Annotated in this window: 9 protein-coding genes; 3 read left to right on the top strand and 6 right to left on the bottom strand. The window is 49.2% G+C overall.

The features are described 5' to 3' along the window. Positions 1-278: 278 nt before the first annotated feature. Together RMO27_RS19860 and RMO27_RS19865 are read left to right on the top strand one after the other, a co-directional pair. Entirely contained in the window at positions 279-3,011 is a 2,733-nt protein-coding gene (locus RMO27_RS19860) for a methyl-accepting chemotaxis protein (protein WP_309735786.1), read from the top strand. Between the two features lie 165 nt (positions 3,012-3,176). Continuing rightward, complete coding sequence (locus tag RMO27_RS19865; protein ID WP_309735788.1) at positions 3,177-6,566, top strand: response regulator; 3,390 nt, start codon at positions 3,177-3,179, stop codon at positions 6,564-6,566. Positions 6,567-6,766: 200 nt separating this feature from the next. On the opposite strand, the gene RMO27_RS19870 is transcribed toward RMO27_RS19865, so the two are convergent. The 6 genes from RMO27_RS19870 to RMO27_RS19895 form a co-directional block, all read right to left on the bottom strand. Further along, positions 6,767-8,209, bottom strand: a complete 1,443-nt coding sequence (locus RMO27_RS19870) for a RecQ family ATP-dependent DNA helicase (protein WP_309735790.1) — start codon at positions 8,207-8,209, stop codon at positions 6,767-6,769. 452 nt (positions 8,210-8,661) lie between these two features. Beyond that, positions 8,662-9,558: an Hsp33 family molecular chaperone HslO gene (gene hslO, locus RMO27_RS19875; RefSeq protein ID WP_309735792.1), complete on the bottom strand. Its 897-nt coding sequence runs from the start codon at positions 9,556-9,558 to the stop codon at positions 8,662-8,664. Between the two features lie 63 nt (positions 9,559-9,621). Further along, positions 9,622-11,070: a TldD/PmbA family protein gene (locus tag RMO27_RS19880; RefSeq protein ID WP_309735794.1), complete on the bottom strand. Its 1,449-nt coding sequence runs from the start codon at positions 11,068-11,070 to the stop codon at positions 9,622-9,624. A gap of 131 nt (positions 11,071-11,201) precedes the next feature. Further along, positions 11,202-11,636 carry an NUDIX hydrolase gene (locus RMO27_RS19885; RefSeq protein ID WP_309735796.1) on the bottom strand — a complete coding sequence of 145 codons (435 nt, stop codon included), beginning with the start codon at positions 11,634-11,636 and terminating at the stop codon, positions 11,202-11,204. Between the two features lie 475 nt (positions 11,637-12,111). Beyond that, positions 12,112-13,485, bottom strand: a complete 1,374-nt coding sequence (gene glgA / locus RMO27_RS19890; protein ID WP_309735798.1) for a glycogen synthase GlgA — start codon at positions 13,483-13,485, stop codon at positions 12,112-12,114. 337 nt (positions 13,486-13,822) lie between these two features. Continuing rightward, positions 13,823-15,193, bottom strand: a complete 1,371-nt coding sequence (locus tag RMO27_RS19895; RefSeq protein WP_309735800.1) for a hypothetical protein — start codon at positions 15,191-15,193, stop codon at positions 13,823-13,825. 178 nt (positions 15,194-15,371) lie between these two features. On the opposite strand from RMO27_RS19895, the gene RMO27_RS19900 reads away from it, so the two are divergent. Beyond that, on the top strand, positions 15,372-16,088 hold the full coding sequence (locus RMO27_RS19900) for a heme oxygenase (biliverdin-producing) (protein WP_309735802.1): 717 nt from the start codon (positions 15,372-15,374) through the stop codon (positions 16,086-16,088). Positions 16,089-16,156 lie beyond the last annotated feature (68 nt).

Here is a 16,156-nt window from a genome sequence, read left to right on the forward strand (position 1 = left end):
GGGGGTAGTCCGGTTTGCCCATGAAGAGATTGAATCGCCGATCGGCAGTTTCAACCCAGCTTTTACGCCCTATCTACGCGGTTGGATTCTACAAGGGAAAGAATTGATTTTAGTATTAGAGCCTGAAGCAATTATTAATGCAGAAGTTTTAAAGAATTAGCACCACCGCGATCGTTAATGACTAAATTAGCTCCACTTAGCAACACGTGCTCAGAGTGGATTTGCCACCGCAAATTGACTACCGACACTCCATTATATTAAGTCACATCATCTAGAATATGAATCAGCCTAACCCCCAAACTCAACTCAACACCGTCGATCCAGCCGCACTCGCGATCGAATCTGCTCCGACCAACAACTGGGGCAAATTAAGCCTCAAAACGAAAGTGACACTGCTCGCTACCCTATTGGGACTAGCACCGATCACCGCCATTGGGACACTCAGCTATTCTCAAATTAACAATGCGCTGAGAACTCAAACCACCCAGTCGCAGAAAGCTCGCGCAGAGTCGATCGCCGATAAACTAAATCGCTTTATTTTCGAGCGAAATGGTGACGCAGATGCATTAGCATCACAACCAATTTTTGCCGATCCCAAACTATCTGCCATCACCTCGGTAGATGCCAAAGCCAAGCTGCTGGATCGATATGTTGATATTTATCAGGTGTATGACAGTATCGCGACTTTCGACCTCAAAGGTAATCCACTCGCTCAAAGTAAGGGCAAGGCATTAGGCAATCACCTCGATCGCAAGTATTTTCAAGAAGTGCTCAAAACCGGTAAAACCGTCATCTCTGAGCCGGAAATCTCTAAAAGTAGTGGCAAAATGACAGTGCATTTTGCGGCACCGATCAAAGATAGTACTACCGGACAGATTGTCGCGATCGTGCGGACGCGCGCGCCGATCGAACGATTGGAAGCACCACTCAAAGATCTAGCAACGAAAAGCCAGAACTATCACATTCTCGATACTCGTAGCAACAATATCTTTATTAGTTCCAATGGTGAGTATGCTGGTAAATCACCAGATGCGGATATTAAAGCAGCACAGAATGCACAGGAATTGGTCTCGCATCAAAGTAAAGGTCGCACCGAACTATTGAGTGCGGCAACCTTACCCAAACTTGAGGGGATGCAACAGTTACCCTGGGTGGCGATCTCGTCAATCGATGAAGAAGCAGCAAATAGCACCTTGAGCGGACTGCTGCTGACGATTTTGCTTGGGGCGGGCGTCACTGCCGCAATTACATTTGGACTAGCCACCTTAATTGCCAATCGCGCCACCCAGCCAATCGCCAACGCGGCAAAAGTCGTCGCCAAAATCGGTCAAGGTAACTTTGACGATCGCCTGGAAGTAACCAGCGGTGATGAAATCGGCCAATTGGGTTCCAACATCAACTTGATGGCCAGTCAAATTCAAGATCTCTTGTTCGTGCAGTCCGCACAAAATAAACGGACGGAATTGTATGCGGAAGTCTCTCGCGCGCAAACAACGGGTGATATGGCGGCTCCACTCAGCTATGTCCTCGAAGAAGCGCGGCAACAACTCGCTGCCGATCGGCTGGTTATCTATCGCTTCTTCCCCGATCTCAGCGGTCATATCGCTGGGGAAGCCGTCATCCCAGGATTTGTCAGTGCGCTCTCCGAGCGGATCGAAGATCCGTGTATTCCAGCAGAACTAATGGCTGAATATAGCAATGGTCGGACAATCGCCACCGATGATGTGATGGCGACTACTTATCATCCCGACCACAAACAATTATTCACTAGACTCCAGATCAAGTCCAATTTGGTCGTACCGATCCTCCAAGGTCAGAACTTGCTGGGACTGCTTGTCGCTCATCACTGTGGCAACATCCATCAGTGGCAAGAATGGGAAACTGAATACCTGAGAGAATTTGCGACGCCGATCGCCGCTGGTTTGGGTGGTTTTGCCGCTACCGAACGGAGTCTCTATGAAGCAGTCGCGTCCGAACAACGGGCGCAAACAGCGAAGCAAGAAAACGAACGTCGCCAAAAAGAATTGTTGCGGTTGTTGATGGAAATTGAAGGTGCATCCGAGGGTGACTTAACCGTCCGATCGGAAATCAGCGACGGGGAAATCGCGATCGTCGGTGACTTCTTTAACTCGATTATCGAAAGTCTCCGCGACATTGTCACCACAGTAAAAGATGCTGCCGGAAAAGTGAACGGCTCGGTCGGTGACAACGAAACAGAAGTTCGTTTGCTCACAGCAGCAGCATCCAAGCAAGCCGACCAAATCCAAATTACGCTGGCCAAAATCGAAACAGTGACCGATTCGATTCGATCGGTTTCCGCAGATGCCCGTCAGGCGGCGACTGTTGCCACATCTGCCGCTTCTACTGCTGAAGTCGGCGGTCAAGCGATGGATCGTACCGTCCAAAGTATCGTCCAACTCCGCGAAACGATCGCCGAAACTGCCAAGAAGGTAAAACGCTTGGGTGAATCTTCACAACAGATTTCCAAAGTTACCGGACTGATCGACCAAATCGCCCTCCAAACCAACCTCCTCGCCATTAACGCGAGTATCGAGGCTGCCCGAGCTGGTGAAGAAGGACGCGGTTTCGCAGTCGTTGCCGAAGAAGTCGGTCAACTAGCAGCACAATCAGCCGCCGCCACCAAAGAAATCGAAAAAATCGTCGAAACCATTCAACGAGAAACCAGCGCGGTCGCCCAAGCAATGGAGCTGAGTACTACTCAGGTCGTCGAAGGTACCCAATCGGTCGAACAGACCAAAACCAGTTTGAAACAGATTATCGCCCTGTCCAATCAAATGGACGTCTTCCTCCAGTCGATCTCGACCGCGACGATCGATCAAGTCGAAACATCCCAAGCTGTCAAGGTAGACATGGCCGCAGTTGCCTTAATCTCTGAACAGACCTCCGATTCCTCCAAGCAGGTATCTACCTCGCTCCAACAAACAGTTACCATCGCCCAAGCCCTCCAAGCTTCGGTAGGTAAGTTTAAAGTTAACGTCGATCGGAATTAGTGAATAGTGAGTAGTGAATAGTGAATAGTGAATAGTGAATGGTGAATGGTAAATAGGAGGACGCAAGCGTCTTAAATCTTGAAACCCGTCAATGACTATCTACGATCCACTATCCACGATCCACCGCTATCCACTATCCACTATCCACTATCCACTATCCTCCCGATGATTACTTCAGATCAAGAACAACAAGTCAAACTCCAATTTTTGGATGAAGCGACAGATTATTTAGATGTTATCGAATCGGGACTGCTGGGACTGGGTACTGGTCAAGTGACAGGCAAGCAGTTGGACGCACTCCTGCGCTCGGCACACTCGATCAAGGGTGGTGCGGGGATGATGGGTTATACCACCCTGGCAAAATTGGGGCACCATCTCGAAGATTATTTTAAAATTATTCAGTATGGTCGATCTGAGCCGCCCGATGCTGATGTCGAGCAATGGATGCTCGCCACGATCGATAGGCTCCGGCAGATCGTCGATCTCAATCGGCAAGGTCTAGATGCTGATGCTGCGTGGTTAAAAACTCACGTCGATCCCTTGTTCGATCGCTTGCGCGAACGCTTGGGCGATTTCAATCCTGAAGATGAGGCAAATATGTTAGCCTCTGAATCGGGTGAAGATATTCTGACATTCTTGTTTGAATCGGAAGTCGAACGCGCCCTGACCCAATTAGAGTCATCGGTCAATAGCGATAATTCCAATAGTTTGTATGATGAATTGATGGTCAGTGCTGAGGAATTGGGCGGCTTGGCCGAAATGGTCGAATTGCCCGCACTGGGTCACTTGTGTGCGTCAGTGCTAGCACATCTGAAGTCTCAACCCCATCAGATTCGGGCGATCGCGGCCTTGGCACTAGCTGCTTGGCGACGCACTCAGGCGATGGTCTTAATCGGTCAAATGGCTAATCTACCTGGGGAGATCGAACTCCCCGGATCGGGCATCATCCCCTTGAGCGAAGCCGAGACAATCCCTGAATGGAACGAAACGATCGATCGCGACTCCATGCGCCCCGATCGCCACAGCACGATCGACCTCAATAGCTTTGAAATCGCCGATTTCGGTGATGCCGCAGCCCAAACAGCAGCATCGGCCACGATCCTTGGCGATTTTGCTAGTGCCAGTGACTTCCAGACGCTGGTCGATCCCTTTGCGGCATCAACTACACAGCCAGCTTTCTCGACGATTACGGACAGTGACGATCTCGACGAATTTGCCACCAACGAACAAAAATCCGACGAGCTGACCCCGCCGAACCCAGTCTTCAAGGCCGGGGCGACGTTCTCGACGATTACCAACAGTACCGATCTCCTTGACGAATTCATCATCGATCGATCGATGACTAGCGATACCGAACCGGGTGAAGATCTCGTTGATGCGTTTGAAATGTTGGATCTCAGCGGCGATCTGTCGCTTGATACCGACGTGCCAGAACTATTATCGGCTTTGTCTGGCTTCTTCACCGAAATGGAACCAGCAGAGATCTCCTCGGCTGTATTCAAAATCACACCTAAATCCTCAGCTAACAATCTGGCTGAGGAAGCGGCTGAATTGCTCTCAGCTTTAGATGCTGCATCTGAAGCGATCGTTGCATCAGATCCGCTCGTTGCCGCCAAAGTGACTCCCGCACAATCGCAGCCAGTTGCTGAAGTCGAACAGACAATCCGCGTCGCCACCAAGCAACTCGAAGAAATCGGCGACTTATTTGGCGAATTGACGATCGATCGGAATGGCTTGAATCTCAATCTCCAGAGCATCCGCCAATTAGTTGTCAATCTCCAGGCGAAGGTCAAACAACTCGAAACATCTAACTTCAGGCTCCGTGAAGCCTACGATCTTAAGGTGGGCGATCGGTCTCAATCTCCTGAAGAAACTTGGGTTCAGGGTGAGAGTAGCTCGTCTAGCGACGTTACTAGCGACCTAGATATCCTCGAATTCGATCGCTACAGCGAATTGCACATCCTCTCACAGGAAGTGATGGACAATATCGTGCAAATCGAGGAACTCACCACCGACCTCGATCTCCAACTCAACGATACCGAACGCACCAATCGCGATCTCAACCGCACAGCCAAACAAATGCAAACTGGCTTGACACAGGTGCGGATGCGGCCGATCTCCGAACTGTTCAATCGGTTCCCCAGAGCGATTCGGAACCTGTCGATCGAACATGCCAAACCGATCGATCTGCAATTCAAAGGTGGTACGACGCCGATCGAGCGGGGCATTCTCGAAGCGATCGGCGATCCGTTGATGCACCTACTCCGCAATGCCTTCGATCACGGCATCGAACCTAGTGCCGTCCGCCGTGCCAGTGGTAAACCCGACGCGGGGATGATCGAAATCAGTGCCACCTATCGCGGCAACCAAACCGTAATTACGATCTCAGATGATGGCGGCGGAATCGATCTCGATAAAATCCGCGCCAAAGTCAAACGAATGGGGATTGACGATCGCGAAATCGCCAATTTCAAGGATAACGAACTGATCGATCTGATTTTTGAACCAGGTTTTAGTACCGCTGACAAAGTTACCGATCTCTCTGGACGCGGTGTCGGCATGGATGTCGTCCGTACCAATATCCGCGCCTTACGCGGTGATGTGACTGTCGATACCAGATTGGGTAAAGGTACGACCTTTACGATCTCCGTGCCGCTGACCCTTTCTGTCGTCCGCGTCCTCTTGGTCGAAGTCAATGGCTTGTGGCTAGCAGTTCCTAGTAACATTGTCGAAGAAATCCTGATCCTCGATGACGATCGCGTCGTCAGTACGGCGGGACAGAAAATGCTGCAATGGGAAAACTTTACCGTCCGGCTGATCGAACCCGCGAACTACCTGCGGATGCCTGCTTTCAACCCCCAAATCGCCGCATCCGACCTCCCCACCATCAACTGTCCGACCGTCTTGATGCTTGACCAAGGCCAAGATATCGTCGCGGTCAAAATCGATAAGTTCTGGGGCGAGCAAGAAGTCACGATTCGTCAACCCCAAGGGCATCTGAACATGCCACCTGGTTTCACTGGTTGTACAATTCTCGGCGATGGCCGGATCGTACCGCTAGTCGATGCGATCGAGTTGATCCGCTGGATCGATGGCGATTTGGCTAGTGGTAATGCGATCGGTGGCACGCTCGACTTACTCAATAAACAGCCCACCGAAACCGCTCCAACCGTCGCGCCAGTACAACGCACCCGCATTCTGATTGTGGATGATTCGATCAACGTCCGCCGCTTTGTCGCTCTCACCCTCGAAAAAGCGGGTTATCTGGTCGAGCAAGCCAAAGATGGTCAAGAAGCGATCGAAAAACTCCAATCTGGCATCCAAGTTCAAGCCATAGTCTGCGATGTCGAAATGCCTCGAATGGATGGCTACGGCTTCCTCTCGACGGTCAAAGGTCTGGCACCGTTCAAACATATCCCCGTCTTGATGCTCACATCCCGCAGTGGCGACAAGCATCGCAAGATTGCGATGAATCTCGGCGCGAGCGGCTACTTCTCCAAACCGTTCAAAGAGCAGGAATTACTCGCAAGTTTGACCCAATTTATCGGTAAATAACGAGATCGATCTTAGCTTGCCACTAGCAAATCGATCGATTTGCTAGTGACTAACGATCGAGAAACAACCTTGTGTAAGGTTGTTTTTTTTGTGAATTTTGAACTGTTGATCGACTTTACTGGGTAATGCGTAATATCTCATCCTGGGAGGGGATGATTCGTGCTGGCTTAAGATTTTTCGACTAATTTAAACGCGCTTGACTATGTTTGCGCCAAACAGCGATCGCAATTACCACACCGCCAAGCTGGAGATTGCGGCTTGCAACCAAATGCAGTTAGTAGATACTCCCAACGACAACCAGCAGATTTAATGTAATTGGGAACGCCGCTAAATAGTTGCTGCTGTTGCACTTTTAATGGCTGCCAATTGGGAGATTTATCTCTTTTGACTCGACGGTAATTAAATGGCGTGTCCCAAGCTAATTCACCGACACTATGCAACAGGGATAACGCGATTGAACTTTGTGGGAACTGACGCTCGATTTGATGGACATCGCCACTAGCTGGAAGTTGCTGGGCTAGAGCTGTGGCCAGATGGTAGTAGCGATCGATACTCTCCATAAAAAAGCGATTGCGCTGGCGATCTTCGGGATACAATACCCCCGTCGCTTCACATGCTAATAATAACGCCGCCGATGGCTGGCCATCGCGTCCCGCTCGACCGATTTCTTGGATATATTCAGCGAGTAATACTGGCGGTTGAAAATGGGCAATCCAACGCACATTTGCTTTATTAATCCCCATCCCAAACGCACAAGTACACACCACATATTGCAGTTTGCCACTCAACCACTCCCCCTCGACGCGCCGCCGCGATTGGGGACTCAAACCAGCATGATAAGCTACCGTGCGATCGCCGCGCGCCGATAGCCAAGCCGCTAATTCTTCACTAGTGTCTCGCGTCCTCACATAGATTAAGCCCGATTGCCGGGGATATCGATCGATAAACTTGGTGAGCAACTCTTTTCGCCCTCGTGGCGTCCAGATCTGCCGGACGGATAGTTGCAGATTGGGACGGTGAGGATTGAGAATAAATTCGGCTGGTTTGTCTAGTTGGAGGACACGTTTAATTGTCTGCTGTGAAATCGGGTCAGCAGTCGCTGTAAAGGCCGCGATCGAGATTTTGGTACCGATCGGTTTATGCTCGATCAAGGCAGTCCGAATCGCCCCCAAGCGGCGATAGGTGGGACGAAAGGTTTCGCCCCAATGCACCAGACAATGTGCCTCATCGAGAATTAGGCGATCGATCTGGAGTTCGGGAGCGCATAATCTCGACCAAACGGCGGGCGTAAGTAAGGTTTCGGGAGATAAATACAACAGCCGCAATTGGCGATTTGATAGGGCTTGCAACGTCTGCTTGCGTTGAACTGCGGGGATTTCACTATGGAGCAAACCGACGGCTACAGCTTTGGCAGTTAATTCCTGGACTTGATTTTCCATTAGGGCTACCAAAGGCGAAATGACTAAGGTAAGGCCATTGCTCAATAATGCTGGCAACTGGAAACATAAGGATTTACCGCCACCCGTAGGCATGACGATCAGTGCATCGCGATCGGCGAGCAAGCATTCAATGATTTCTCGTTGGGGCGATCTCAGCTCATCGTAGCCCCAAACCTGCTGTAATTTTGCTTGAATTCGATCCATCTACTGTTTGGAACTGGGAGCAGGTATATAAAATAACGTTAGTTCTGGATAAGGATTGATGGTATCAAGCCAATCGGTAAACGATTAGAACTTGTGTGACGCAGGTTTGATTTGTGGGGACAGAACCCGGATCTGGGGGTTGTCTTGACGCGCTAAACCCTCGGCAAAGCCGAGGAGCGCGCGTCGCTCCGACCCCCAGTCCCCCCGTTGAGGTGGCGTTACGCCGCCCCTCAAACTCCCCCGCGTAAGGTTCGATTTGTGGGTAGCTTAGCGCGCTTCGCATTAGCTCCGCAATGGGAATCGATCTGTGGGTGGAGTTTCTCAATCGAAAATCCTTAACCCGAACTGACGTTACAGCACTTTCCTAGATTGTGAAGTACAATCTTTCCCCGCTCCCCGCTCCCCGCTCTCCAGACTAGTAACGTACTGCATATTACTGGAAAGTGCTGTAATTAAGTTTGAACCTGCAATTCGCCGACTAATTGACTGAGTTTGTCCTCACTAACGTGATAGACTTCGCCACAGAAATCACAGGTAGCTTCCGCACCTTTGTCAGTGGCAATCATATCCTTCAGTTCGTCTGTACCCAGGAGCTTGAGTGCGCCCAGCATCCGTTGTTCGGAACAAGGGCAATCAAATTTGAGTTCCTTTTCATCGGGAAAGATATTCAGTCCCAAATCGCCGAGCAACTCTTCCAAAATCTCTGGCAGATCTTTTCCTGATTGGAGTAAAGGGGTGAACCCTTGTAAACTACTGACTCTCGATTCCAATAGGGTCACTAATGACTCGTCTTGTGCGGCTTTGGGTAGCACTTGAATCAAGATCCCGCCCGCAGACTGCACACTATGCGCGTTCATCGAGACACCGAGTACCAAAGCTGATGGAGTTTGCTCGGAGCTAAATAGATAGTGAGCAACATCATCACCCACTTCCCCAGATACTAGCTCGACAGTACTAGAGTAGGGACGACCGTAACCCAGATCCCGAAAGACATAGACAAAACCTTCATTGCCGATCGCACCACCGACATCTAGTTTACCAGCGGCATTGAGCGGTATTTCGACATGGGGATTGTTGACATAGCCTCGGACAGTGCCATCGACACCCGCATCCACCATCAACCCACCCACAGGGCCATTGCCTTTGATCCGGAGATTGACGCGGGCAAATTTGGTTTTCATGCCCGATGTCAGCAATAATGCCGCAGTCATCGCCCGCCCTAAAGCGTCTGTGGATACTGCCGAGAGCCGATGGCGTACTCTGGCTGTTTCGGTGAGGCTGGTGGTAATTGCCCCTACTGCTCGAATTTTGCCACCTGCTGCTGTTGCTCGAATCAGTCGATCGGTCATAACTTCCCTTGAATATTCTCCTTTTATATATTCTAGGGGTTGCCCCACTCAGATTCCAGGTCGTTAATCCCCACCAAAGATTTCAATATCAGTAAATGCAGCCACTGGCGCGCCATGCCCTACCCAGACGATTTGATTGGGTTCGCCTTTGCCACAGAATGGAGAACCGTACATTTCCCAAGTATTGGCATTGCCAATTTGAGCTAGATTCCCCCAGAATTGAGGCGTAGTCCCACGATAATTGGGGTTGCGGACGGTTTGCGTCAACTTGCCATTTTCGATCAGCTTGGCGTACTCACAGCTAAACTGAAATTTGTGACGGCGATCGTCGATCGACCACGAACGATTGGACTCCATATAGATGCCTCGATCGATCCCACCAATAATTTCATCAAAACTTTTGTCCCCAGGTTCAAGATTGATATTTGCCATCCGATCGATCGGCGGACGATTCCAGCTACAGGCACGGCTGCAAGCAACTCCTGGCAGCTCCAATCTGGCTTGGCTTTCCAAGCTGCCCAAGCCCCGTTCCAAAATCCCATCGCGAATGATATATTCCCGCGTCGCAGTCGCCCCCGTATCATCGAAACTGTAGCTGGCAAACTCCCCCGTCACAGTCGGATCGAAAGTAATATTCATCAGTGGCGAACCGTAGACAAGATTGCCAAAATCCGCTGGCTGGACGAAGCTCCCACCCGCATAATTGCGCTCATCGCCCAAAATCCGATCTAATTCCAGGGGATGTCCGACACTTTCATGGATTTGTAAGAGTAGTTGATCCGGTGCGAGCACGAGCGTTGTTGTCTCGGTGGGACATTCGATCGCGGTGAGCATCTCTACTGCCTGCTCCCCCACCTGTTGCACTCGCGTCCAGAGATTAGGGGTGAGAAAATATTCCATCCCTCCCTGATAACATTTTGCCAGTCCACCGCGATCGCTCCGATGTTGGACGATCGCCCCATCCTGAGCAGTCGCAGCATAATCGGTCGTCATCAGCAAGAATTTTTGATAGACATCCGAACCATTGCTACTGACAAACCAACTTTCGATTTCGCGGGTAATCAGCGTGGCACTGGTTTGGACGATCAGATCGTCAACTTTGAGCGTGTGGCAAATCTTGCTCAGTTGCTCGCTAATTTCGCCAGGAGTCAGGCTGTTAAAGGGTTGGAGGGTGGGCGAGACATATTGCCCGACGACCTTGGGTCGCTGGACGGTAGTAATCGGATAAAGCTGATACGCACTAGCGGCGATCGCTTGCTGATGCGCGGCAGTAGCAGCGGCTTGAATCCCTGTAGGGGTGAGAATATTGGTGGCACCATAGCCAATTTGACCATTGACTAAAACTTCGACCATCACCCCTTCACTAATCGTCGTCCCATTATTTTGGGGCATCCCGTCTCGTGCCGATCGAGCGATCGCTACTTCACGGACTTTTCGCAGTCCCACCCAATCGACAGGGAGATCGATAGAGTTGAGTAAGTCGCTCAGTTGGGGCATTGTCGCAGTACTCATGAATCGGCCTTAGATTGTAGGACTTATTTAATTTTACTCATCTGGGGCTAAGGTAGGTTGGGTTTCATTTTTCAACCCAACATCTCTAGGATATTGGCGTTTTCGTTGGGTTTCGCTTTGCTCAACCCAACCTACAGCCTAATTTCCGGACGGAGCTGATAATGTCGATAGTGTAAATAGTCGCGAACGATTTGGCTGTGGTCGAAACATAATTGGGAAGGGATTTCCCAGGGGTTAAAAATGCCGACACTTTTGGCATCATCTTGGGCGATCGGTTCGCCAGTTGCTGTGGCAATAAATACTAACGCGATCGTATGTTGGCGCGGATCGCGATCGGGTGCGGAATACAGGTGAAATTGTTCGATCAAAGATACTTCTAGCCCGACTTCTTCTTTGGCTTCGCGGATGGCGGCGGTTTCTAATGACTCCCCATAATCGACAAATCCGCCTGGTAATGCCCAGCCATGGGGGGGGTTGAGGCGTTCGATCAGGACGATTGGGCGATGGGGTCGATCGATGAGTTCGATGATGATATCTGTAGTTGGTGTGGGGTTGCGGTACGCCATTTTAGAGGGGAAATACAGTGTAACTGATGCAAAAAATAGCTTGATGTCAGTGTCTCTTTACGGAGCGACCCAAATCACGCGGAGGTTTCCTCCGCATGTGTTTGGGTCAAGACAGAGGCTACGCCAATGGGTTAAGGCTCGTATTTAATTGCTTGTAATAAGCCGATCGGCAAACTATAAATACTTGTTAGTTGCGAGTTTTCCTGGTGTGGGCAAAACCCGGATCTGGGGGTTCCGACCCCCAGTCCCCCCGTTGAGGAGCGGGGTGCCGCCCCTCAAACTCCCCTGCACAAGGGTTGGTTTGTAGGAATCGGGGCGCGCTTCGCATTAGCTCCGCAATGGGAATCGATCAGTGGGTAGGGTTTCTCGATTCTCCAAGGAAAGGCTATCGCCAACTTAGATCGAGATCGTAAATATAAATTCGATCGGGTTGAATGTCGATTTTTCGCACCAACATTCAACCTGACGGCGGAAATTATCCAATCAAAATAGACTTATACAATTCTTCATAAGCCTTGGCTGATTTATCCCAACTAAAATCGGTGGCCATGCCGCGTTGTTGGAGTTCTTGCCATTGCGGCTGATAATGGAAACTTTCTTCTGCACGTACCATACAAGTGAACAGATCCAAGGCTTCATAGCGATCGAAACAATAGCCTGTACCCAGGTGATGTTGCGGATCGTGGTGACTCACTGTATCTACCAATCCCCCCGTCCGGCGGACGATGGGGACGCAGCCATAGCGCATTGCGAGCATCTGGGAGATCCCACAAGGTTCAAATCGACTCGGCATCAGGAAGGCATCAGATCCGGCATAAATGCGTCGAGAGAGCGATTCGTTGTACATCAGATAAGTGGCCATCCGCCCAGGATAACGCGAGGCTAATTGCCATAGTTGCGTCTCATAATTGCGATCGCCAGTACCCAAGACAACGAACTGAGCGGTAGTATACGCCAAAAAGCGATCGAGCGTCTGAAGCATCAGATCCAAACCTTTTTGCTCCACCAATCGCGACACCATCCCGACGACAAACAGATCGGGATCGATCGCTAATCCGACTTCCTGTTGGAGTGCTGCTTTATTCTTGCTCCGATCTGCGAGCGTTTTGGCGGTAAATGTTTGCACTAAAGCTTTGTCAGTAGCCGGATCGTAGACTTCCGTATCGATCCCATTCACAATTCCTGACAATCGACCGCTCACGAATGATAATAAACCTTCGATCTTCTCACCATACTCGATCGTCTGAATCTGGGCGGCATAAGTCGGCGATACGGTATTCACGCGATCGGCATATTGGACTGCTGCGGCCATGGTATTGTGGCCTTGCATGTACCACGGACACCAAGTAATCCGCTCTAGATACCATCGCCACGGACCTTGGTAAGCCAAGTTATGAATAGTAAATACGGTACTAATATCGGGATCTTGGTGCATCCACACGGGCAGCATTCCCGTATGCCAGTCATGGCAATGCAGTACATTTGGCTTCCAATAATTCCAACAAAATTCTGCCGCACCATTGGCAAAGAAAGTAAATCGCCAATCTTCATCTTCACCACCATAAATCCGCAATGGATCGAAGACGGGATGTCCGAACAAGTACAAGGGGACATCCGTGCCAGGTAAGACTGTCTCATATACTGCGAAGTGGTTAAACATCGCGTAGCCATTCCACACTGGCTCGGAGGGGATATCCAATTTGCCTACCAAAGAGCCATAGTAAGGCATGAAGATCCGCACATCATGCCCCATCTTCCTCAAGAATTTGGGCAAGGCACCAACGACATCGCCCATCCCACCAACTTTCGCGATGGGTGCAGCTTCCGCCGCGACAAATAAAATTTTCATAATATTTTAGATATTGATTTTGATACCGCTCGATCGATCCAAATTGATCGAAAATACTGGCACATCAGCAATCATACCAGCCATCCAGACCCCAAAGTTAGCTGATACTCAGTACTGAGAGCGATCGATACTCGATCTCCTAGAGTAACAACTACCTCAATACCTCTCGGTCAAGAACTGCTGACGACTGAAGTCGCAGCTAGTGATGCGAAGTCCGCCAACGCGGACTAATTTCTCAGTCCGCGTAGGCGGACTTTGTATTGTTAGCCCCGATTTTAATCGGCGGCTAACGACTTGACCAAAAAGTAAAGTATTGATAACTTCCCTCTACCCTCTCTCAAAGATACTCCGCCAATCGCGGTCTAAGTCCAAACAAAGTCAGGATCGCCACACTACCGAGCGCAGTCGCTGCAATAACTTCAAAATTTGCTAATCGAGCGTTACCGAGTTCGACATTCTGGTCGAATTCTTTTTTGTTGAGATCCATCAATTGGGTATGAATACTTTTATAGCGATCGAATGCCCAATTCGATTCACCTTCTCTGACACCGATACATAATGCAATCGCTTCAGCAAGTTTGCCACTACTAGCAAGTTGCCGAATTTGGGTGTCGATTTTGAGATACTCATTAAATGATTTGAAGGTCTCGATTGCTAATTCGCGTTCGCCAGTAAAAGTAATATTATTTAATGCCTGTGCTAATAGTCCAGTCAATCCTGGTGTCTGCTTATCTTCCAAGGCATTGGTGACAATATTATTACTATTGAGAGTGGGCGGAATTATTAGGATTTTAGCAATTTTGTCATTAAAAGAACGTTCGTGTTGAGTTGCATTTGATCGATCGAGCAAATAACGACTCTCATCGGCATTAGCTTTGTAAGATAGCGATCGCATCTGCCGCAAGGCGTGCAGAGAATTAAAAGCATCTTCTTTGGCTACTTTGAGATTGTTGGTAGCACCCATAAAGGAGCTAATTGTATAGCCGAGAAAAATTATAGCGATCGCCGTCGCACCCAGTAGCGGTAAATTCAATACCCGCCGCATTCTTTGATATAAAAATAGCTGGATGATGACTAAAATCGCAATCTGAACTAAGCCTACGATCGCGATTAGGAAGCCAATACTGCCATTGACGGTACGTTGTTCTGCATAAGTGTTTTCTAAGTACTGAGAATTTACGCGACTGAGTTCTATAGCTTGGGGAATAATATCTCGATCCATCAAACTAGCTGCACTTCGATAGATATTAAGTGTATCGATCGAATCGCCCCGTTTATGAGCATCTCGTGCTGCTTGGAGTTTCAACAAGTAGCCACTAAGATTTAGTTGTAGACTTTGAACGATCTTTTCTTCTTCGGGATAGGTAATATTTTTAGCTGCTGCTACCAATCGATCGGCAATTTTTTTGCGGTTTTTATCAAAATCTGCTAATACTTGACGATTTTCGCCTGGTTTTAATAGCAATTCATTTGCCAAGCTCGCGTCCATATCGGCAAATGAGTCTTGCAATTGTTGAGCTGTAAGAATACTTGGAGCGGCATCTTTACCAACTGTCTTGAGCGCATTACGTTGAGAACCAACGCCCACAATACTAATCATTAGTAGTAATAAACTTACCCCCCAAGTTGCGTACCAACTACCCCGTAAAATTTGTGGCGTCTGGTATTTACTAACTAAATTCTGCGCTGGTTTTGGTATCGATGTCATGTGATTTTGCTCCAGGTTATCGAGAATGCCTCGATCGGTAAAATATTGCCATCCCACTAGTGCTGCGGATTCAGGCAATCCTGCATGTAGGATCGGTCATAAATCTTAATAGAAATTCTCATCAAATTATCCTAAGCTAACAGATTAGTGGATATATATAATTGGAAATTTTTTAATAATGAGTTCTAATTTAGCGACCAAGCTCCGTGAAGGTACGAAGAAATCCCATAGCATGGCTGAGAATACGGGATTCATCGCTTGCTTCCTCAAGGGCACCGTTGAGAAAAAATCTTACCGCAAACTAGTCACTAATCTCTACTTCGTCTACTCAGCGATGGAAGAAGAGATGCACAAGCGCGCTAGCGACCCTATTCTAGCAAAAGTCTTCTTCCCCGAACTCGATCGCAAAGCTGCTTTAGAGCAAGATTTGGCTTTCTATTATGGTGCCAACTGGAAAGAGCAAGTTGCGCCCTCTGAAGCCACCAAAAAATACATCGCTCGCATTCACGAAGTCGCCGATCGCGACCCCGCACTGATGGTAGCACACCTCTACACTCGCTACTTGGGCGATCTCTCCGGCGGTCAAATCCTCAAGAAAATTGCGCAGAACGCAATGAACCTCACCGATGGCGAAGGTACAGCGTTTTATGAATTTGCCCAAATTCCCGACGAAAAAGCGTTCAAGAACAACTATCGTCAAGCGATGAACGATCTACCGATCGATGAAGCCAAAGCCGATGAAGTCGTCGATGAAGCCAATGCCGCTTTTGGGATGAACATGGTGATGTTCAATGAACTGGAAGGCAATCTGATCAAAGCGATCGGGATTCAATTATTCAACCTCCTGACTCGCAAACGCAATCGCAATGATGGCGAATTAGCTACTGCGGAGTAATTTACCTTTAAAAGGCTCAAAACCCCTGGTAGGGGCAATTCATGAATTGCCCCTACCAGGGGTTTTGA

It is taken from the genome of Chamaesiphon sp. OTE_75_metabat_556 (genome assembly GCF_031378165.1).
Taxonomy (GTDB): Bacteria; Cyanobacteriota; Cyanobacteriia; order Cyanobacteriales; family Chamaesiphonaceae; genus Chamaesiphon.